General features: G+C 68.4%; 21 protein-coding genes and 1 pseudogene. 12 read left to right on the forward strand and 10 right to left on the reverse strand.

The features are described from left to right. The first annotated feature begins 27 nt into the window (after positions 1 to 27). Entirely contained in the window at positions 28 to 1440 is a 1413-nt protein-coding gene (locus ACZ5ZX_RS16435; RefSeq protein ID WP_465502830.1) for an alpha/beta hydrolase, read from the forward strand. A gap of 3 nt (positions 1441 to 1443) precedes the next feature. Here ACZ5ZX_RS16435 and ACZ5ZX_RS16440 read toward each other — a convergent pair whose 3' ends face one another. Beyond that, positions 1444 to 1959, reverse strand: coding sequence for a hypothetical protein (locus tag ACZ5ZX_RS16440; protein ID WP_465502831.1), 516 nt, complete (start codon positions 1957 to 1959; stop codon positions 1444 to 1446). 73 nt (positions 1960 to 2032) lie between these two features. Here ACZ5ZX_RS16440 and ACZ5ZX_RS16445 point away from each other — a divergent pair, with 73 nt between their 5' ends. After that, the gene (locus tag ACZ5ZX_RS16445; protein ID WP_465502832.1) at positions 2033 to 2473 is read left to right on the forward strand and encodes a MarR family winged helix-turn-helix transcriptional regulator; all 441 of its coding nucleotides are present in this window, start codon (positions 2033 to 2035) and stop codon (positions 2471 to 2473) included. A gap of 242 nt (positions 2474 to 2715) precedes the next feature. After that, complete coding sequence (locus tag ACZ5ZX_RS16450; RefSeq protein ID WP_465502833.1) at positions 2716 to 3966, forward strand: lipase family protein; 1251 nt, start codon at positions 2716 to 2718, stop codon at positions 3964 to 3966. A gap of 13 nt (positions 3967 to 3979) precedes the next feature. Here the strand turns inward: ACZ5ZX_RS16450 and ACZ5ZX_RS16455 are convergent, their stop codons facing one another. Both ACZ5ZX_RS16455 and ACZ5ZX_RS16460 read right to left on the reverse strand, forming a co-directional pair. After that, positions 3980 to 4738, reverse strand: coding sequence for an SDR family oxidoreductase (locus tag ACZ5ZX_RS16455; RefSeq protein WP_465502834.1), 759 nt, complete (start codon positions 4736 to 4738; stop codon positions 3980 to 3982). 5 nt (positions 4739 to 4743) lie between these two features. Beyond that, positions 4744 to 5250, reverse strand: coding sequence for a carboxymuconolactone decarboxylase family protein (locus ACZ5ZX_RS16460; protein WP_465502835.1), 507 nt, complete (start codon positions 5248 to 5250; stop codon positions 4744 to 4746). Positions 5251 to 5425: 175 nt separating this feature from the next. Here ACZ5ZX_RS16460 and ACZ5ZX_RS16465 point away from each other — a divergent pair, with 175 nt between their 5' ends. The 3 genes and pseudogenes from ACZ5ZX_RS16465 to ACZ5ZX_RS16475 form a co-directional block, all read left to right on the forward strand. Further along, positions 5426 to 6319, forward strand: coding sequence for an RNA polymerase sigma-70 factor (locus ACZ5ZX_RS16465; protein ID WP_465502836.1), 894 nt, complete (start codon positions 5426 to 5428; stop codon positions 6317 to 6319). A gap of 177 nt (positions 6320 to 6496) precedes the next feature. Beyond that, entirely contained in the window at positions 6497 to 6898 is a 402-nt protein-coding gene (locus ACZ5ZX_RS16470) for a hypothetical protein (RefSeq protein WP_465502837.1), read from the forward strand. Positions 6899 to 7272: 374 nt separating this feature from the next. Next, a pseudogene (locus ACZ5ZX_RS16475) lies at positions 7273 to 7332 on the forward strand (hypothetical protein); the annotation flags it as partial. Between the two features lie 564 nt (positions 7333 to 7896). Here the strand turns inward: ACZ5ZX_RS16475 and ACZ5ZX_RS16480 are convergent. Next, positions 7897 to 8463 (reverse strand): hypothetical protein, encoded by a 567-nt coding sequence (locus ACZ5ZX_RS16480; protein ID WP_465502838.1) that lies wholly within the window; start codon positions 8461 to 8463, stop codon positions 7897 to 7899. Here ACZ5ZX_RS16480 and ACZ5ZX_RS16485 point away from each other — a divergent pair. Beyond that, entirely contained in the window at positions 8462 to 8893 is a 432-nt protein-coding gene (locus ACZ5ZX_RS16485) for a winged helix-turn-helix transcriptional regulator (protein ID WP_465502839.1), read from the forward strand. The two genes, ACZ5ZX_RS16480 and ACZ5ZX_RS16485, sit on opposite strands and share 2 nt — an antisense overlap. 20 nt (positions 8894 to 8913) lie before the next feature. On the opposite strand, the gene ACZ5ZX_RS16490 is transcribed toward ACZ5ZX_RS16485, so the two are convergent. Continuing rightward, entirely contained in the window at positions 8914 to 9057 is a 144-nt protein-coding gene (locus ACZ5ZX_RS16490; RefSeq protein WP_465502840.1) for a hypothetical protein, read from the reverse strand. Between the two features lie 467 nt (positions 9058 to 9524). Here ACZ5ZX_RS16490 and ACZ5ZX_RS16495 point away from each other — a divergent pair, with 467 nt between their 5' ends. Beyond that, complete coding sequence (locus ACZ5ZX_RS16495; protein ID WP_465502841.1) at positions 9525 to 10379, forward strand: hypothetical protein; 855 nt, start codon at positions 9525 to 9527, stop codon at positions 10377 to 10379. A 56-nt stretch (positions 10380 to 10435) separates the two neighbouring features. On the opposite strand, the gene ACZ5ZX_RS16500 is transcribed toward ACZ5ZX_RS16495, so the two are convergent. Then, entirely contained in the window at positions 10436 to 10990 is a 555-nt protein-coding gene (locus ACZ5ZX_RS16500) for a cysteine hydrolase family protein (RefSeq protein ID WP_465502842.1), read from the reverse strand. 83 nt (positions 10991 to 11073) lie between these two features. On the opposite strand from ACZ5ZX_RS16500, the gene ACZ5ZX_RS16505 reads away from it, so the two are divergent. The 3 genes from ACZ5ZX_RS16505 (at position 11074) to ACZ5ZX_RS16515 (ending at position 14292) form a co-directional block, all read left to right on the forward strand. Continuing rightward, on the forward strand, positions 11074 to 11826 hold the full coding sequence (locus ACZ5ZX_RS16505) for an MgtC/SapB family protein (protein WP_465502843.1): 753 nt from the start codon (positions 11074 to 11076) through the stop codon (positions 11824 to 11826). Further along, positions 11823 to 12746: an aminoglycoside phosphotransferase family protein gene (locus tag ACZ5ZX_RS16510; protein WP_465502844.1), complete on the forward strand. Its 924-nt coding sequence runs from the start codon at positions 11823 to 11825 to the stop codon at positions 12744 to 12746. The genes ACZ5ZX_RS16505 and ACZ5ZX_RS16510 overlap by 4 nt, the downstream gene beginning before the upstream one ends. 643 nt (positions 12747 to 13389) lie before the next feature. Beyond that, positions 13390 to 14292 (forward strand): acyl-CoA desaturase, encoded by a 903-nt coding sequence (locus tag ACZ5ZX_RS16515; protein ID WP_465503101.1) that lies wholly within the window; start codon positions 13390 to 13392, stop codon positions 14290 to 14292. Here the strand turns inward: ACZ5ZX_RS16515 and ACZ5ZX_RS16520 are convergent. After that, positions 14281 to 14799 carry a VanZ family protein gene (locus tag ACZ5ZX_RS16520; RefSeq protein WP_465502845.1) on the reverse strand — a complete coding sequence of 173 codons (519 nt, stop codon included), beginning with the start codon at positions 14797 to 14799 and terminating at the stop codon, positions 14281 to 14283. The two genes, ACZ5ZX_RS16515 and ACZ5ZX_RS16520, sit on opposite strands and share 12 nt — an antisense overlap. Before the next feature lie 285 nt (positions 14800 to 15084). Here ACZ5ZX_RS16520 and ACZ5ZX_RS16525 point away from each other — a divergent pair, with 285 nt between their 5' ends. Continuing rightward, the gene (locus ACZ5ZX_RS16525) at positions 15085 to 15495 is read left to right on the forward strand and encodes a hypothetical protein (RefSeq protein ID WP_465502846.1); all 411 of its coding nucleotides are present in this window, start codon (positions 15085 to 15087) and stop codon (positions 15493 to 15495) included. Positions 15496 to 15581: 86 nt separating this feature from the next. On the opposite strand, the gene ACZ5ZX_RS16530 is transcribed toward ACZ5ZX_RS16525, so the two are convergent. The 3 genes from ACZ5ZX_RS16530 to rph form a co-directional block, all read right to left on the reverse strand. After that, complete coding sequence (locus ACZ5ZX_RS16530) at positions 15582 to 16781, reverse strand: NlpC/P60 family protein (RefSeq protein WP_465502847.1); 1200 nt, start codon at positions 16779 to 16781, stop codon at positions 15582 to 15584. A gap of 35 nt (positions 16782 to 16816) precedes the next feature. Then, complete coding sequence (locus ACZ5ZX_RS16535) at positions 16817 to 17128, reverse strand: hypothetical protein (protein WP_465502848.1); 312 nt, start codon at positions 17126 to 17128, stop codon at positions 16817 to 16819. Between the two features lie 203 nt (positions 17129 to 17331). After that, a complete protein-coding gene (rph, locus tag ACZ5ZX_RS16540; protein ID WP_465503102.1) occupies positions 17332 to 19923 on the reverse strand; it encodes a rifamycin-inactivating phosphotransferase in 2592 nt (863 codons plus the stop codon). Between the last annotated feature and the right edge of the window lie 98 nt (positions 19924 to 20021).

A 20021-nucleotide genomic window follows, 5' to 3' on the forward strand; every position in this document is an offset into this window, starting at 1 on the left:
GCGGCACCCTAGAAAGGATCGCCTCGGATGACAAACCGAAGTCTGCCCGGTGCGGCGGCCGTGCTGCTGACGATGACACTGGTGGCGCCTCCCGCGTCGGCCACCCCGGCGCCCGCCCTCGACTGGCGGGACTGTGGAAACGGCACGCAGTGCGCGGTGCTGACCGTTCCGGTGGATTGGACCGATCGGACGGGCCCGTCGACCACTGTCGACGTGGTCCGTGTGCCGGCGAAGGATCCGGCCCGCCGGTCGGGCACGGTGGTGGCCAACCTCGGTGCGGGCAACAGCACAGCCGCGATCGTCGGCCCGCGGTCCGCGCCGATTCAGAGCTGGCTCGATCAGCTCACCGAACGGCTGGACGTCGTGGTGTTCGACCCGCGCGGGCTCGGCCGGGACGCCAGGCGGATCGAGTGCCCGCGTCCTCCGGCGTCGATCCTCGGCCTGGTGCGCGGGCAGGACGAGGCCACCTGGCGGTCGCACGCCGAGGAGAACGCGACGTACGACACCGGCTGCCGTCAGGCCGCCGGACCGGCGTTCGCGGGTCTCAACTCCTGGCAGATGGCGCACGATCTGGACGCTCTCCGCGCGGCCCTCAGTGAGGAGAAACTGCGGTACTTCGGCAATTCCTACGGCACCACCTACGGGCAGGCGTACGCCGAGCTGTTCGGAGCGCGGCTGGACCGGCTGTACCTCGACGGCGTCGCCGACCACACGCGGACCCGGCTCGTCGACTGGTTGTCCGACCACGCCAAGGCGCAGGAACAACAGTTGTCGCATTTCCGCGCTTGGTGTGCGCGAACGCCGTCCTGCGCGCTGTACGGCGTGGACGCCGCGAAAGCCTGGGACGACCTCGTCGCGTCGGCAGGCCACTCGGCCGGCGACCTGTTCGCCGGTGCGCTCGTCGGTATGAACCCACCTCGCTGGGCGGATCTGGCGCGAGCCATCGCGAAAGCGCGAGCCGGAGACCTCAGCGACTTCCGCACCGTTCTCCGGTATCCACCGGACGGTCCGCCCGGATCCGTGCAAAGCGCGACCCTGTGCCACGACTTCATGCCGACGGTGCCCGGCTACCACCGGTTTCTCGGGATCGAACGACAGTTGAAGGCCATCGCCCCGCGATTCGGCTGGATCGAAGGCCGCTACGAACTCGCGCGTTGTGTCGGCATCCCCGGCGAGCCCGCCTATCCGCCACACCCGCTTTCGGCGCCGCACACGCCACCCGTCCTGGTGACGATCGGCGAACTCGACAACAACACCGGCCACCTCGGGGCGGATCACGTCGCGTCGCAGTTCCCCCGGGCGCGCTCGGTCCGGCACGGCGACGGACACGCCGCCTACCTGCTGGGCAACACCTGTCTCCGCCGCCACGGAAACGCCTATCTCATCGACGGCACCCTGCCCCCGCCCGGCACGGTCTGTCCCGCCGAACTCGCACCGTGAGCATCAGATCGGTGCTTGCGGGCGCGGGACTGCGAGAGGGGAGCCGTCCAGTGCCGCGCTCAGCCGACGCCGCCACACTTCGATGAGGACGGTGCCGATCAGGGTCGGCGCCAGCCACGGGATCAGCTCGGCGGAGCCGGAGACCGGTCCGTCGACGACGAGTGCGACCACGATCAACGCGGTGACCAGTGCGATGTACGAGCCGCCCTGACCGTGGACGTAGCCGTGGGTCCACGCCGGGTGGCGACGGCTCGCCGACCTTTTGGCGAGCACGGCCAGGCCGTAGGTCAGCGCGGAGACCGGCACCAGCCACCACAGGTCGCCGCGGCGTTCGATCACCAGCCCTGTCGCGGACAGGCAGACGACGAGCACCATCGCGCGATACCAGGCACTGAGCACGCCCGTGGACCGCTCGGCGGCGGCGAAGCGCCGGGTGTCTTGACGCATGGCCAGCGGCCCGAGGAGCAGGCCGGCGGTGCCGGTGGCGATGTGGACGACCAGCAGGGCGAGGTGGACCATGCGCTTCACCTTTCGCGACCGGCGGACCCGCAGTCGAGACTTGTCTAGCTAAGTTAGCATGCTAAGGTACCTTGTGCCGCAAGATTTGAGCTTCGATCTCCACGCGTTGACGGCCCGGCTGGACCGGTCGGCCGACCGGATACTCCAGGCCGAGTACGGCCTCTCGTACCGCCGGTTCCGGACGCTGTTGATCGTGGGCAGACTGGGCGCGGCCACGCAGCGAGCGGTATCCGAGGAGCTGGGCGTCTCGGAACCGTCAGCGAGCCGGATGACGGGTGTTCTCGCCGGAATGGGCCTGCTCGACGCGCAACCGGATCCGGCGGGCGGAAACCGGCGGCGGTTGAGTCTCACGCTCGAAGGCAAGCGCATGGTCGAGCAGTGCCGCGAACTGCTGGAGCGCCGATTCCGCGGCCTGGTGCGACGCAGCGGCGTCTCCTACGCCGACTACGCCCGCGACACCCGTCTGCTCCTGGATGCGCTGAACACTCCGCCAGGGCTCGATACGACCCCATGATCCGGCTCGAGACCGGACCACGCGGAGCGACATATTCGCAGGGCCCATCGGCTTGACAAATCAGCGGTCGCGAAAGCGGCACCTCATGACAATTCGAAGACCGCTCGGTCGTTGTCCATTGACGGTCGATGACTGATCGGTTTCCATCATGGGGCATCCGGGTGGGACACAATTCCGCCGTTCACCGCGACCAGACACCTGATCAGTCGATCCCGCCATCCGACTCAGTGTGGAGTGCCCCCATGTCCTCTTCTCTTCGTCATGGCCTCATCGCCACCATGACCGCGACACTGCTCGCGACCGGCGTGGCCGCGACCCTGACGATCGGCGCCCCCGCGGCAGGCGCCGCCACGGCCTCGGTCTACACCCCGCCTTCCCCGCTCCCGCCCGGCCAGAACGGCGCCGTGCTCAAATCCGAACCCTCGACCTACAAGGGCGCGAAAGCGACCCGGATCCTGTACCGATCCCAGGACAACAAGAACAAGCAGGTCGCCGTCAGCGGCACCGTCCTGGTGCCGGACAACCCTTGGAACGGTCCCGGTGAACGGCCGATCGTGGCCTACGCGCCGTTCACCTTCGGCATGGGTCCACAGTGCGCACCCTCCAAGACCTTGGCCGGTGAGGGCTCGTCGGACCTGATTTCCGGTTTCCAGAACGGCTTTGTCGACGCCCTGCTGGGCGCCGGGTTCGCCGTGGCGCAGACCGACTACATCGGACCGTGGGTCGACGGCAGTGGCGACCATCCGTACGTGAACCGGTTGTCCGAAGCCCACACCGTGCTCGACGTGATCCGCGCGGCGCAGCGGCTGCCTGGTACCGCCTTGCCCGGCAACGGCCCGGTGGGCATCGCCGGCTACTCCGAGGGAGGCAGTGCGGCCGCGGCCGCGGCGGAACTGGCGTCCACCTACGCACCCGAACTGGACATCAAGGGTGTCTACGCCGGCGCGCCACCGGCCGACAAGGCCGTGCTGGCCAAGTCCCTCGACGGCGGCATGTACCTCGGCTTCCTCGGCTACGCCCTGATCGGTATCAACCAGGCCTACCCCGAGGCCGACCTGATGAGCCTGGCGAACCAGGCCGGTGCCGAACTGTTCCTGCAAGCCCGTCAGACCTGCACCCTCAACGCGGTCTTCCAGTTCATGTACAAGCAGACGAGCTCGATGACCAAGAACGGTCAGCCGGTGGCGACGTTCCTGTCACAACCGCCGTTCGACGCCATCGTCGCGGAGAACAAGATCGGCAACCTCAAACCCGCCATGCCGGTCATGGTCGAGCACGGCCCGATGGACGACGTGATCCCGGCCGCCGTCGGCAAGCGGATGGCCAAGGACTGGTGCGGTAAAGGTGCCACCGTGCAGTGGAAGGAGCTCACCTCGCTCCTCCCTTTCCTCACCCACGCCTTGGGTATGTCGGCCGCTTCCGGCGACGCCACGGATTGGCTGAAGAAGACCTTCTCCGGCGGGGCCGGAAACGGTAACTGCGGCCAATTCTGATCAGGTGCCCGGCTCAGTACTGGGCGTCGAGCCACTCCTGGAAGGTGGGACCCGCGAGCTTGGCGTGCGGGCTCGGCAGGAATCCGCCCTTGGCGGCGATCTCGCCGTCAGGGATACGGGAACCGTCGATACCGACCACCTTGATGCCCCGGCGGGCACCGAGAAGTCCGGCCGCCTCCGCCATGATCTCCTCGCGTGGCCCCGCGATCTCCGGGATCGGCGTTCCGGGAACCGGCTCGGCGGATCCGGTGGCCAGGTCGACCAGTTCCTCGGCCACGGTGCGGCAAGCCACCAGCTGGGTGGGCAGCGCGGGAATGTAGGCGACGCCGTCTTGCCGCCACTCCAGGAGCTGACCGACGAACTCGTGGAACTGCGCGGCACGCAGGAAGCGAACGGGCAGCGGGCCGGATCGGAGGAGTTCCTCGTGCACTTTCTTGGCGGCGACGAAACCGGCGGTGGCGTTCTCGACACCGATGATCGACGCCACGACGATCCTGGCGACCCCCGCCTTCCGGCCCTCCTCCTGCAGATTGCGGGCCGACGTGCGGAAGAACTCCGTCGCCGCCTCCTGTTCGGAGCCGTGCCACGAGGCGACGTCGATGATGACGCCGGCCCCGGCGAGGGCGTCGGAAAGACCCTCGCCGGTGATGATGTCCACGCCGGTGGCCCGGGACATGGGCACGACGTGGTGTCCCCGTTCGGTGAGCACGTCGACGACGTGGCGGCCGAGCCGCCCGGTCGCTCCGGCCACCGCGAATTTGGTGCTGCTCATGGTGTTCACCTTTCCTGTTCGCTGTAGTTCCGGCCCGCGGGCATACCGGGGATCGGCTTGGCGATGAGCGCGGCGGGAGCGAAGAAACCGATATGGGCGATCGCCATGACGAGCGTCCACAGCGCCTTGTCGTCGTAGAGCGCGGCTGCCTTGGCGTGCAACGTGTCCGGGACGCGCTCACCGGCCGGGTTCGGGGTGAGGACCGCCTCGACGAGTTCGAGCGCGACCCGTTCGGCGTCGGTGAAATAAGTGGCGTCCCGCCAGGTGGCCACCGCGGTGATGCGCTCTTCGGACTCCCCCAGTTCGCGGAGGTTCTTCGTTTCCCGGATGGTGAAGTACGTGCTGCCGAGGAGCTGCCCGGCGCGCAGCTGCAGCAGACCGATGGTCGCCGGGGGAAGCGCGCCGTTCTTGAGGACGTTGTGCAGGCCCCCGGCGACTTCCGCCAGCTCGGGGACGAACGGGACGGGATTGGGCATACGCGACCGCGGGCCGGTCGTCGAAGTCGTGGACATGGCTGGTTTTCCTTACTCGTGGTCTCGCGTCGTACGCTCAAGAGATCCCGGCGCCCCGCCCGTTGTGACAACCCGGCCGTGTGACGCAGGCCACCGCGCAGTGGTGTCACAAACCGGCGCCCGCCGGGATCGGATGGCTATGACGCGGTCACGAACGAACAGGCGGGAACCGGCGATGAGCGGACAATCCGGCGACTCGGCCACCGAGGCGTTCGTCGCCCACCGCAATCTGCTGTTCACCGTGGCCTACGAGATGCTCGGTTCGGCGACCGACGCCGAGGATGTGCTGCAGGAGACCTGGCTGAGGTGGGTGGGCGTCGACCTCGGCACGGTGCTCGACCCGCGCGCGTTCTTGGTCAGGATCACCAGCAGGCAGGCGCTCAAACGACTGCGGACGCTCGACCGGCGCAAGGAGTCCTACGTCGGGCCGTGGCTGCCCGAGCCGCTGCTGACCGCGCCGGACGTGGCCGAGGACGTGGAGCTGGCCGACAGTGTCTCGATGGCGATGCTGCTGGTGCTGGAGACACTCGGGCCCACCGAGCGGGCGGTGTTCGTGCTGCGCGAGGTCTTCGCGCTCGGCTACGACGAGATCGCCGAGGCCGTCGACAAGACGCCCGCGACAGTGCGCCAGATCGCGCACCGGGCACGGGCACACGTCGCCGCGCGCAGACCGCGCGGCTCCGGCTCCCCGGCAGAGCACCGGGCCGCGCTCACCGCCTTCCGGACGGCGGTGGAAACCGGTGACCTGCAAGGCCTGCTCGACATCCTCGCGCCGGACGTCGTCGCACTCGCCGACGGCGGCGGAATCAAACACGCGCTGCTTCGGCCGATCGTCGGCGCGGACAACGTCGCCCGCTTGCTGTCCACCGGCTGGTGGAAACGCGAAGCGGAAAGGACGGTCGAGCCGGTGCAGATCAACGGCGCGCCCGGGCTGCTGATCCGCGTCGACGGGGAAATCGACGGCGTGCTGGCGGTGCGGATCGAGAACGGCTACGTCACCGGCGCTTACCACGTACGGAATCCGGAGAAACTGGCGAGCGTGACGCGGGAAATCGTGATCAGCCGCTGAGATAGGCGATCCCCGTTTTTCACCGCGGACACGTACGGGTGCCTTTTCGTATTCGACCTACGTTCGGTGCTCCACTCAAGGTATGAGCCGGTTCGGTTTCAGCCGGTTTTGTTCCGGTGGTTCGGTTTTCGCCGGTCGACCGGGACTCGCTCTTCATCCTGATTCAGGAGTTCCGCCATGACCATGAACTTCCGCCGTATCGCTGCCTCGTCCTTCGCCGTCGGTGTCCTCGCGATACTGACCATGGCGCCGGTCAGCGCCGCCGCGTCCACCACGAACCTGACAGCGGCGAACGCCCCTCCCGCCGGCTGTGCCACCGCCATCGCCGCCGCGGTCGACACCGCGAACTCGGCGACGGCCGCCGCGGCCAACGTCGTCGACTCGGCCGCCGCTGCCGCCGCCGCCAAGGCGTTCGCCGAGGGCGTGCTCACCGGGACGCCCGCCGCGATCAACGCCGCCGCCGCCAACCTTGGCGCGTTCACCACCGCTGCCGCCACCGCCGCCGCGGCGAGCGCGGCCGCGCACGCCACGGCCGCGAACGCGACCATCGGTGTCATCGTCGCCTGCGTCAAGGCGTAGTTCGCCCGGCGCCCGGCGCATCACCAGGAACGGATTCCCGGTGATGCGCCGGGTGTCCACTATGGACCAAAGAACTCAGGGCCAGTGGTACCGGTCGTTTCGGCGGCCGGATATCGCTAGCCTGTGGAGATGCGTCTGTTCTTCTCCGCGGGTGCGGGTTACAGCCATATCGTTCCGTTGCTGCCGCTGGCCTCGGCGGCACGGGACCACGGCCACGACGTCGTGGTCGCGACCGGCCCGGCCGCGGTCGAGTACCCGGCGGGCTTTGGGGGAAGTACTCGCCGTCCGAACTCGCCGCGATGTCACCCGACAAGAAAATGGCGTATGTGGTCACCACGATGGCCGAACTCGGGGCCGGGTCGAGGGTGGACGAGATGCTCGCCGCGGTCCGCGAATGGCGGCCCGATCTGGTGATCTCGGGTGCCGGTGAATTCGCCGCCGTCACCGCGGCGGCGATCACCGGCTTGCCGTACGTCGTCCATGCGATCGGGCCGCCGAAACCGGCCTCGATCATGGCGGGCGGCTGGCGAGCGCTCGACCCGCTCGTGCGCCGCTTCGGGCTCGACCGGTTCCCCGCGCACGACACCGTCCCCTATCTGGACATCTGGCCGGAGGCGTTGTGGCCGGAGACGATGATCTCCGCGCTGCACGACGAGGGCGTCAACGTCGTCGCGACGATCGGCCGCGACGGCGACCGCGAGCGGTTCGGTCCACAGTCCGATCACGTTCGGATCGAGACCTTTCTTCCCCAGCAACGGATTCTCCCCTATGTCGACGCCGTCGTCTGTCACGCGGGCGCGGGCACGGTTCTGGGCGCGCTCGCGCACGGCGTGCCGCTGGTGGGATCCGCGACGCCGTCCGCGCCGTGCTCACCGACCCCGCGTACCGCGATTCCGCCGCATCCCTCGCCACGCGGATCTCGGCCATGCCGGAACCCGCGGCCGTCCTGGAGCACCTGCCGAAGTTCGCGGAGGGTTCCTGACCCTCAGGATCGGTCCTCAGCGGCGGATCCGGCGGTCCACGGCGCTCCAGTTCGTTTCCCACGTCGTTCCGCCGTCGGCCGAGAACGCCTGCTCGAATCTCGCTTCGTCCGCGTTCGGGCGGAAGATACGGAAGCGCACCTTGATCGGGCGGCCGTCGTACTGGTCGTCGCCGAGGAATTCGCCCATCCCGTCGTGAAAGCCGCCGTACACCGCCGGGGTGAGCAGCCCGTCGCGCATGTTGATGAAGGTCAGGCTCCACCGCCGCGCCTGCGGTTCGTACAGCCGCAGATTGAGGGCGTCGATGCGGCCGTTCGGGCCCGAAACCTGGAATTCGAGGACGTTCGCCCGCCGGTCGAGAAGTGGTTTGACGACGCTGGTTCCCGCGAACTGGAGCCATTCGTCCGGAGTTTCCGAGAGCGGCTCCGCCAGCACTCGCACTGTGGACCGCCAGGTGCCGATCTCCCAGTCGAAGTCTTGTTGGCCGTCGACGGTCGACGTCGACGCGTCGCCCGAGGCCGCCGTCGCGAGCAGAATGAGGGCCGAAAGGCCCGCGATCAGAATGCGTCTGTATGGCACGGTCATGGTCCGACTATCCGAGTGGAGCGCGGTCGTGAACAAGAAGGCACCTACGGGTAACCCCTCCCGCCCCAACCCGTTGCCCGGCTGTCCGATGGCCGCGGCCTTCGCCGCGATCGGCGGGAAGTGGAAGCTGACCCTGCTGTACTGGCTCGCCCACGGAGAGACCCATTTCGCGGGCCTGCGCCGCCGAGGTGCGCCGATCACCCCCAAGGTGCTGACCGAGCAGCTTCGCGAACTCGAGGCCGACGGGCTCATCGAACGCGTCGTCACCGGACCGGTCCCGGCACGCGTCATCTACCGGCTCACTCCTTACGGGACCACCGTCCTGCCCGTCGTCGAAGGAGTCCGGATCTGGGGTGAAACGCATCTTCAGCGCACCGGCGGGGAGGTCGCGCCGGAGGAGGCGATGAACTGCACGACGGCGATCGGCTGAGGATCGCGCGTTTCCCGCGCTCACCCTGGCGTTTCCCTGGTGGGCGCGATCGCCGGTTCGGGGGCGGCACAGGCGGCCACCGCCCGGGCGGCGGGCGCGCCGACGGACGGCGACAGCCCGTCGAGTCGAACTGGCCGGGTGACCCCGGCGGCCTGATCGGGCACCTGCCCGTACCCGGCCCCGGCGGCGCCGGTTTCCGGCCACTGGACTCGTTCGCCTACCCGACACTGAGCCTGTGCAACGGCCCCAATTCGGCCGGTGGCGCGGATCTGATCTGTTTCGGCGGCACCAATCTGGACAGCTACTTCACCTCGCACCCGTATTACAGCTTCGAGGTGGGCACCGAGCTGAGCATTCACGGCGAAGGCCCGTACCCGCACAACCTGCGCAACCGCGTCATTCCGTAACCGGCCGCGACGCGTTCGTCCCGAAGCCGGTGTGCCGTCAGGGCTCGCTCGCCCGACCGGCACACCGGCTCGGGTTGCGAAGCCGGCCGAGGTCGTGCCCGAGCGGACAGGAGGAATCGAACCTTCGGGCAACGCTGCGCGATACGAGCCCCCGCGAGCAACCCCATTTCGGTTCCGACGTCTTCGGAGACATAAAGCTTCGAAAGTCCGAGAGGGGCACCGAAATGAAATTCACCGCGAAGAAGACCATCAAAATGGCCGTTGTTGGCGGGGCTGTCGCCGCCACCGCATTCCTTTCCGCCTGTGACGGGAACAATGTCGCGGGAAATGGTTCCCCGGTGAAGAACGCGGCGGAAACGGCGGCCGTCGCGCAGACGCCGGAAGGCGGCGGCCAAGGGGCGGCCGCCGGAGGTTCCGAGACCACTTCGGACGGCGACGTCAACTGCAGCAAGTACGGCGGGCCGGTCGGCGCGCCAGGACGGCCGAAGATGGACCTGATCGCGGTGGAGGCCACCGACGGCACCAAACCGGGCTGCACCGAGGCGTTCACCGTGATCACCGAGTATTTCCAGAAGCTGCCGCAGGCCGAAGGCCCTGGCGAGCGAGTGCTCGACGTCCAGGGCAGGTGGACTTGCGCCCGCCAGGAGGACTCCGCGGGCGGCAGTCAGGGCGCGGTGGTCTGCGGCGTGCCCAACAGCTCCCTGCAGCTGGAGACCCGGCCGTCGAACGGCACCGGGAAGGCGCCTGACCAGGAGGTCCGCAAATTCCCGAACTCCACCCAGCAGGTGCGGTTCACCGGATACGACGCCACCACGCGGATGGTCCGCTTCACCTTGGACACCGGCAAGGAGAACGGCAAGACCTACCGGCTCCCGCTGCAGAAGGCGGCCAAGGTCTTCAGCGCGGCCACCCTGTGCCCGGGTGATTCGGTCACCATCGACGACCAGGGCTACGGCACCCTGCCGTGCGGCCAGGACCAGCTGATCCAGCAACTGGAAGACGGGAACCCGGTGCGGGCGCGGATCAGCGTGAACGACGCCGACCAGATCACCACGGTCAAGGAGATCTACCACCCCTGATCCGGGGAACCGGAAACCGGCAGCGGGCAGCCACCCGACTGCCGGTTTTTCGCGGCTCAGCCGGTGAAATCGACCTCGCTGGTTTCGACCGTCCCTCCCTTCCGGCCGGGAGCGGCCTGAAACCGCCAGTACAGGTTCGTGTGCGCGATGACCTGCTCCGGCGACGGCGCACCCCAGGCCGTCTTGTCCCCGGTGGTGTGCGCGTCGCCGACCAGCGTCGCGTCATACCCGCGGACCAGCGCTCCGTGCAGTGTCGAGCGGATGCAGGCGTCGGTCTCCGCGCCGGTGACCACGAGCCGCCCGACGCCGAGTCCGGCCAGGACCTTCTCCAGATCGGTGTCCTCGAAGGAATCTCCGTAGTTCTTCTCGACGACTGGTTCGGCCTCGCCGGGCAGCAGCTCGTCGACGATGCGCCATTCCTCGCTCCCCTGCACGAGTTCTTCGTCGGAATGCCGCACCCAGACGACCGGGACGCCTTCCCGCCGGGCCTTGCCGACGAGACCGTTGATGTTCGCGACCACGGCATCGCGCTCGTAGGCGTCGTCGACGACGCCGTTCTGGACATCGACGACGAGGAGCGCGGTGTTCGGCCGGTTGTCGAGAGTGGTCATGACAGAGTGTCCCTCCTGGTCAGGCTGCTGCGGCAGACCCTAACCTCCCCCACCGACAAGAACCGGCGATAAACTGTCCCGTCATGAGTTGGGGCGAACCCTCCGGTCAGGGCTGGACACAGATCACCGAACTGCTGCTCGCACTGGTGCTCTGCTCGCTGATCGGACTCGAACGCGAACTCAAGCAGAAGAACGCCGGCCTGCGCACCCACACCCTGGTCGGCGTCGGCGCCGCGTTGTTCCTGCTGATCAGCAAATACGGGTTCACCGACGTGCTCGCGGAAGGCCGGATCGTCCTGGACCCGTCCCGCGTGGCCGCGCAGATCGTGTCCGGGATCGGCTTCATCGGCGGCGGGCTCATCTTCGTCCGCCGCGACGTCGTACGCGGCCTGACCACCGCGGCCATCGTCTGGCTGAGCGTGGCCGTCGGCTGTGCGTGTGCCGCGGGGCTGCCGGTGCTCGCGCTGGTCGTCACGGCAGGCCACTTCTTGATCGTCTTCGGCTACCCGCCGCTGATCCGGCTGGCCACCCGGACCCGGCCCGCCACCAGCGTGGTGCGGGTGACCTACCGGGACGGCGAAGGCGTCCTGAGAGCAGTGCTGGAGCTGGCCACGCGCGCGGGTTATTCGGTCCAGCACGCGATGACCGAACGGTTACCGCTCGAACGGGATGAAGCGGACGAGCACGGACGGCCCCTCGTGCGCACCCGTCGGCTGATCGAACTCCGGATGCGCTTGCTGGGGCCACGGCAGGTCAATGAATTGCTTACCGTTCTCGCCGACCAATCTGGAATCCTGTCGGTGGAAACCGGCGACCTCGACGAGAGCAGCGAATGACCACTCCGGATCTCGGCTCCCCACCCCGGCGCATCACCGTCGACGCGGAACAGGTACGCCGGTTGATCGGCGACCAGTTCCCGCACTGGTCCGGTCTCCCGGTCCGGCCCGTGGCGGAAAGCGGCTGGGACAATGTCACCTTCCGCGTCGGCGACGCGATGATCGCGCGGCTGCCGAGCGCGTCCGAGTACGCGCTGGCCGTCGACAAGGAACAACGGTGGCTTCCGGCGCTCGCTCCCCTGCTGCCGCTGCCCATCCCCGTCCCACTGGCGAAGGGCCGTCCCGGTGCGGATTACCCCTTCGCGTGGTCGGTCTACCGCTGGCTCGACGGCGAACCCGCGAACGCGGGCCGCGTTTCCGACCCGGTCGGCTTCGCCCTGGACCTGGCCGGGTTCCTGGCGGTCTTGCAGAGCCTCGACGCCACCGACGGTCCCCAGCCCGGTAAGCACAACTGGTTCCGTGGCGCCACCCTGCGCACCTACGACGCGCAGGTCCGGCGCGCGCTCACGACACTGGACGGCCACATCGACGTCGTCCTGGCCCGCGAAATCTGGGAGACCGCGCTGGACGCGCACTGGGACGGCGTCGACCGCTGGTTCCACGGCGACGTCGCATCGGGAAATCTCCTGCTCGACGACGGGAAACTGGCGGCCGTCATCGACTTCGGGACCTGCGGGGTCGGCGATCCGTCCTGCGACCTGGCCATCGCTTGGACGCTGCTGACCGACGACGCCAGGCAGGCGTTTCGCGAACGTCTGTCCGTCGACGACGCGACCTGGGCGCGCGGGCGCGGCTGGGCGCTGTGGAAGGCGCTGATCGTGTACGCGCGGACGGCGGGCCGGGCAGAGCCGGTCGACGGGGAAGGCGCGGAGGCACGTCGCGTGCTCGCCGAGATCTTTTCCGCCGGGGCTCGTGAGTGAGGGTGGTTTCGGCGGGTCGGAGGCGGAGTGCGCGTGAAGGACTCCTTCCCTCGGCTGAGCCGAGGGAAGGGGGCCTTCACGCGCAGCGGTTGTGACTGGTGGTGCTGCTGAGGCTCGTGATGGCCGTGCCGCTACCGGGCTCGCCCGCCGTAGGTACCTGAAGCACCCTTGGCTAGAACACTCACGCCCCCTCCCGAAACCGCGCGACTTGCCCAAACCGGGCACATTCGTCTCGAAAGTGTCCCTTGTGGACAGTCAAGAGCCGGGCCGACCACGACACGTTTGCCTTGTCCCGTTATGACAGTGGCACCGACCAGCGGTAATTTGAGGGGTAAGGCAAATATGGTGCGGTCGGCGCCCGCTGCTCCATCGTCGAGGCGTGATGTCCTGAAGGACCCCTTTGAGACCTTCAACGTCTCAAAGGGGTCCTTCAGGACACCCCACATTTGCCTTACCTCTCAATACGCGCCTTTGCCGAGACCCTGATCTTGAGGGTAGGGAAGGAGGCCTTCACGGCCTCGCTCGCGTTTGCCGCCACCACCGGCGGGGTAGCCGGTTGAGGATCGACTTCGTCCCGGAGGCAGAGACCGTGAGTACGGCAGCCCACGACCACACCAGCCACGCTCGTCCACGACCGCAGCCGATGCTGGCGGGCGAGAAGAGCGCGGGTGAGCTGTTCTTGGTCAAACTGTTCGCGATCGTGCCGGCACTGGCGGTGGCCGCCACCGTCCCGCTCGCGTGGGGCTGGGGCCTCGGCTGGATCGACATCGGGCTGGCGGCGTTCTTCTACCTCGTGACCAGCCTCGGCGTGACCATCGGCTTCCACCGCTACTTCACCCACGGCGCGTTCACCGCCACGCGCGGTCTGCGGATCGCGCTCGCCGTCGCCGGCAGTATGGCGCTGCAGGGCCCGATCATCGACTGGGTCGCGGACCACCGCCGCCACCACGCCTACGCCGACCGTGACGGCGACCCGCACTCCCCCTGGCGCTTCGGCACGTCGGCGCGGGCTCTCGCCAAGGGGTTCTGGTACGCGCACATGGGGTGGCTGTTCGAACGCGAGCAGACCAACGCCGAACGGTTCGCGCCCGACCTGCTCGCCGACGCCGACCTCGTCCGCGTCAACCGGTGGTTCCCCGTGTTGACCGTCGTGTCGCTGCTCGCGCCCGCGGTGGCGGGCGGGCTGATCACGTGGTCCTGGTGGGGAGCGGCGACCGCGTTCTTCTGGGCGGGTCTCGTGCGCGTCGCGCTCCTGCACCACGTGACCTGGTCGGTGAATTCGATCTGTCATCTGCTCGGCGACCGGCCCTTCGCCTCCCGTGACCGGTCGGCGAACTTCTGGCCGTTGGCGATTTTGTCGATGGGCGAGTCCTGGCACAACTCCCACCACGCGGACCCCACCTGCGCCCGGCACGGTGTGCGCCGCGGCCAGCTCGACATCTCCGCCCGCCTGATCTGGCTCTTCGAGAAGCTCGGCTGGGCGACGAAGGTCCGCTGGCCGAAACCCGAGCGACTGGCCCGCAAACTCAGGACTTCAGCGCGCTGATCCGTCATGGTCGCACCGGCAGAAGCGGCCACCCCAGGCGCCGAGCGCGCCACCCGCGGTGTTGAACAGGACGTCGTCGAGGGTGCCGACGCGGCCATCGTCGAACAGGACCTGCAGGCCTTCGATCGCGCAGGACAGCAGCAAGGCGAGCAGGACGACCCGGGAAATCGACCGCGCCCAGCCGAACCGCACCGGCAGGAGAATCGCGAGCGGCACCAGCAGGGCCACGTTTCCCGCCGCCTGCACCAGCGCGCCGTCGCTGTGGAGAACCGGGCTGAGGTCCGCCAGCGGGTTCAGGTTCACCGGCGCACTGGGCCAGTTTCCCGGCGGGGGAAGGAAAACGATGAGCAGCACCGCGGAAAGGGCGGACAACAGGGCGAAATCGAGTGCGGCGACGAGCGGTCCGTACCGTCGCCCGTGGAGGAGCCGCAGCAAGACGGTGCCGGTCGCCGACGCGAGCAAGGCGGACGGTGCGGCATCACAGAACGCGCGCCACAACCAGCCCATGCCGCCCCTTCCACCGGTATCCGTCTCCGGGATGGTGGCAGCACCGGAAAATGCCGACAACTCGAACGGGTATGGTCGGTGAATAACTACCATTCGAGTGCGAGTTTTCCGCGGGCACGCTGTCACGGACGTGCGGGCTCCCGGCACCCGTCTGTCCATTGAGGAATGAACCATGGGTATGTCCGAAGCCAGGACTCGGCCAACCGCACGCGGTAGCATCGCGAGGCCAGCTGATCCGGCCGCCGCAGTCGGGCGGATCGCTGCCCGCTATTGGGAGGTAGCTTGATGTACACCCCGTCCGCACACCCGTTCCCGGTGGCGCTGACCCCGGGCGACCCGGTCCGGGAAGCGGCCTTCCAGGCCGCCACCGCCCGTCTCGACGAGTCGTTCGGCGATCGCGTCCGGGTGCAGGTGGAACGCTTCGACCGCATGGGGCCCTGGGTGTTCCTGCAGGGGACGCTGCGCGGCACCGACAGCGGCCGCCCGTACTACGCCGGCACCGTCTACGAGGAACGGCGGGCCGACGGCGTCATGTCCGACGTCTACGTCGCCCTGCTCAAGAAGACCGACGAACCGCGTCCCGACCACGACGTGCGGGCTTGGCGGTTGGCCAACTACGCTGTCGGCCCGACCGACGTCGCCTGGCTGACCTGGCCGGACGAGCACGAGGCACCGCGCGCGCTGTTCGGGTTCTGACCCTCTTCTCCAGCCGTGTCCGGTAAGTCGTGTTCGCGGGCCTTGGAGCCCATCGAACAGACTTACCGGACTCGGCTTCAACCGGCTCAGGTCGGCGGGGTGAGGACCTTCACGAGGCCACTGCCGCCGCCCATGCTGATCTTCTGCGAACCGTCGGGGTTGATGTTGTTCGAGCCGATGAACTGACCATCGCCCGCGTACAACACGACGTGCCCGCCGCCGTTCGAGATCACCACGTCGCCGGGCTTCGCCTGGGAAAGCGGGATCGACTTCCAGCCGTCCGCCTCGAGGTTGGCCGTCAGCCCCGCGACCGAGGCGCTGGCCTGGTTCTTGTCGATCAGACCAGCCGCCTCCAAGCAGCCGGAAACGAAGTTCGCGCAGTTGACGTTGTTGGGCACCCAGGACTGCATCGCGGGCAGCTCGCCACTGCGCTTGAGGTCACCGGCGTTACGGCCGAGGAACTGCTCGGCGATCTTGGCCGGGTTGTCCCCGCGCGCGTCGATCGGCTTCGCGGGCCTTCCGTCGCCCTGGACCCCGGCGACCCCACCACCGCCACCACCGCCGTCTCCGCCACCGCCGCCGTAGACCGGGGCCGGGCCGACCCTCGAATCGACGGGCTTGGTGTGGGCGCTCGACGCCGTGGTCTGGCCGGTTTCGGCCGGGATCAGCTCCAGGAAACCGCCTTCGATTTCCAGGCCGAGTGGTTTGAGGAGATCGTCGATCTGTTTCTCGGCGGCGTCCAGCGCGCGCTCGATCTCCTCTTTCTTGCCGTTGGAGTCCTTCTCGTTGAGCTGCCGGAGCCGCTCGATGTCGGACGCGGCGGCGGCGATCTCGTTCTCGTCTTTGGAGCTGTTCTTCCGCTGCCTGGCGGCGCCGATCAAGGCGCGGTTGTCCGCGTCCTTGTCGTTGGCTTCCTGCGCGAGTTGCGCGACCTTCTTCTTGACCTCGTCCAAGATCTCCGAGACACGCTGGAGGATGTTCTTGGCGGCCTCAGCCTTGTCGCTGACCTTGTAACTGGCCTTGCCGAGCGCTTCGAGGTGGTCGGCGACCGCGTCGGCGTCCTTGCCTTCCCATTCCCGCAGCACATCATCGCGAAAAAGCTTCAGATCATCGCCGAGGTCGTTGGCCTTGGTGGCGGCTCCGCCGACCTTGGCCGCCTGGTCGTTGACCGCGCGCGCGTTGAGCTTCTGCGCCTGTTGGGCGTGCTTGTCGATGGCGTCCATCGACTTCGGACGGTCACGCGACGGGTCGTCGAGCGCACCCAGATCCCGTTCTGCGGTGGTCATCGGTCAATCCCCCTGTGTTTCCGTCCTCAGTCCGATCAGTCCCGCTCGCGGTGGCCACCGAGGGTGTGCACACCTTGGGCCTCGTCGGCCCGCATCCGCGCGGCGGCACTGGCCAGCGCCGCCGACGCGGCGTCGACCAGCTTCGCGGCGGCGTTCAGCTCGGCGTTCACGCCACTGTAGAACCCCTGCACCGTCTTGCCCGCGCTGGCCGCGTTGCTCAGATCGCCGAACGCGCCGCCGGGGTTACCGTCACCCAAATCGGTGCCCGTTTTGCTGAACCCGTCCTTGAGGCCGCCGACCTTCTTGGCCAGCGCGGCGATGTGATCCGGATCGAATCGGCGAGTCATGAGTGATCCCTCCAGTCTCGGCGCCTGCGCCCGTTGCGTACCCGACCAATACTGCTCCATCCCGCAGCTTATGAGTTCACACCCACCCGTGCGCGACGTTTCCCGAAACGCGATGACGACCTTTCGTGTACACCGACGCACCTCACCGCGCTTCGGTTCCCCACGTCGACCGGCGGATCTTCCGGAGGAGGCCGATACGCCGCTCAGTCGAGGAGCTGGACGTAACCGTCGGTGCCGTCGACCCGGATCCGCTGCCCGTCCCGGATCAGCCGCGTGGCGCCCTCCAGCCCCACGACGGCGGGCAGCCCGTACTCCCGCGCGATCACCGCTCCGTGCGTCATCAGGCCGCCCACCTCAGTCACCAGTCCGGCGACGGCGACGAACAACGGCGTCCAGCTGGGGTCGGTGTAGGTGGTGACCAGGATGTCGCCGGCCTCGAGGTCGGCGTGCGCCATGTCCACGACGACCCTGGCCCGGCCCTCGACGGTGCCCGCCGAGACCGGCAGACCGGCCAGCGCGCCGGGCGGGGCGTCCTCGCGCCGGTAGTCGCCGGTGACGACCTCACCCTCCGAGGTGAGGACGCGGGGCGGCGTGAGCGTTTCGTAGGATCGGAACGCTTCCCGCCTCGCCTGGATGAGTTCGCCGTCCGCTTTCCCGGTGCGCACGACTTCGTGCAATTCCTGCAGCCGGAGATAGAAGATGTCCTCCTTCTCCCGCAGGACACCCGCCTCGACGAGTCGTCCGGCTTCCCGCAGCAACGCCTGTTTGTAGACGAAATAGCGGCTGACCATGCCGTACTTGGGATATTCCCGGTATCCGGCGAAGGTGCGGACGCGGTCGATCATCGACTTGGTCCGGTCGGCCTTTTCCTGTCCACCCGGCAGGGCCGCCAACCGCGTCAGCAGTTCTTCTTCTTTCCGTTGTGCCTCCTGGAGGCCCTGGTCGAACCGTCGCTTGCCCGCGCCCGGCTCGAAATTCTTGATGTTGCCGAGGAGCAGGGGCACGAGGGTGGCGGGCCGTTCGCTCCAGCGTGTCCGGGTGATGTCGATCTCGCCCGCGCAGCGCATTCCGTACTCGTCGAGGTAGCCCAGGATGGCGTCGCGGGCCTCCCGGCCACCGGGCAGGCCGGCGAGCTCGTCCGGAAAGCCGTCACGGCCTTCGTCCGCCACCCGCCGCAGGAACTCCAGCACGGCCGGGTGCGGCCGGATCGTGTCCGCGACGTCGAGCAGCGCCAGCCCCATCTCCGCCGTGACGTTGTGGGGCACGGACTGAGTCAAGGCATCGGCCGCGTTCTTCTCGCCCAACCAGGCTTCGAGGTTCTCGTTGAGCCAACCCGCCGCCTCCATCCCCGCCGTGATCACCTGATGGCTCAGCGGGTCGAACAGGATCCGCTTCAGCTCGGTGATGTCGGCGAGGATGAAGTCGAGCAGCGCCGGTCCCGACAGGGCTTGGATCTCCCGTCGCAGGGTGGCCACCGACTCCTCGTTTCGCGCGATCAGCTCCGTGACGATCGCCGGGTCGGTCTCGATCGGGGCGGGCGTGGCGACGGCAGGTCCGGCGCCGCCGTCGCCGTCGGGAACCGAGCGGACGAAGTCGCCGCGGTCGAGCACCGTGCGCAACGCGTCCCGGATCAGCGGGTCGGATTTGCCCAGCGTGCCGAGGATGCCCGCGCGACCGGCAGGCGTCGCCAGCGCGGGTGCGACGTCGACGAACAGCCTGCCGCCCGCCTCGTGCATCGGGCGCGGGGTGGTGAGCTGCCAGAGCGACAGTCCCAGCGGTTTCATCGCGTCGGTCATCATCTGCTGGTGACCGACGGAGACGTAGACGTGGTTCTCCTGGTCGTCGACCTCCGGCAGGGGGAACAACGTGGTGATCGGACGGCTCTGGACGACGTGGAGATCGTCGTCGGCAAGGCACCATTCGATGTCCTGAGGCCGTCCGAAATGCGCTTCGATCCGTCGTCCCAGTCGCACCAAGCGCAGGACCTGCGCGTCCGTCAGCGACGGCCGCGTCTGCCGCTCCGGCTCGATCGGCAGGTCGCGGGTGCCGCCTCCTGGCGCCGCGTGGACGGCCCGCTGCTTCGCGGCGACCGCGGTGGAGACGATCTCGTCGTCACGCACCGTGTAGACGTCCCCGTTCACCAGGCCGGAGACCAGCGCCTCGCCCAGTCCCCAGCCCGCCTCCACGGTGGCGATCTTCCGGTTCGACGTCACCGGATCCGCGGTGAACAGGATCCCGGCCGCCTCGGGGAACACCATCCGCTGGACGACCACGGCCATCCACACGGTCCGGTGATCGAAGCCGTTGTGCAGCCGGTAGGTCACCGCTCGTTCGGTGAACAGCGAGGCCCAGCATCGCCGGACGTGCCGAAGGACGTCCTCCTCGCCCACGACGTTCAGATACGAGTCCTGCTGCCCGGCGAACGACGCCGTCGGCAGATCCTCGGCCGTCGCGCTGGAACGCACGGCGCAGGCCGCCCGCTCCCCGAGCCTGGCCAGCGACGCGCTGATCCCCGCCACCAGTTCGGCGGGCATCGTGACGCCTTCGACGAGCCCGCGGATCTCCTCGCTCAGCGTGCGGATCGCCGTGCGGTCGGCAGGCTCCACGCGGGAGAGCAGGTCGAGATGCGCACCGATCGACGGCGTCGCGGCGATGACCTGCCGGTAGGCGTCGGTCGTCACGCAGAAGCCGTCCGGCACGCGGACACCGTCGATCCGCGAGAGCTCACCCAGCTGCGCCCCCTTTCCGCCGACGTCCGCGAGGTTCGTCCGGTCGATCTGCTCGAAAGCCATCACATAGCCCAATTGCTTGCTCCGTCGTTCGTCGGTTCGGTGCGCGACGGGCAGTATGGAACAAGTTCCGGCGCTACATGAGGTGCGCGATTCTGGTATAA

The sequence above is a fragment of the Amycolatopsis sp. NPDC033938 genome (assembly GCF_055575975.1).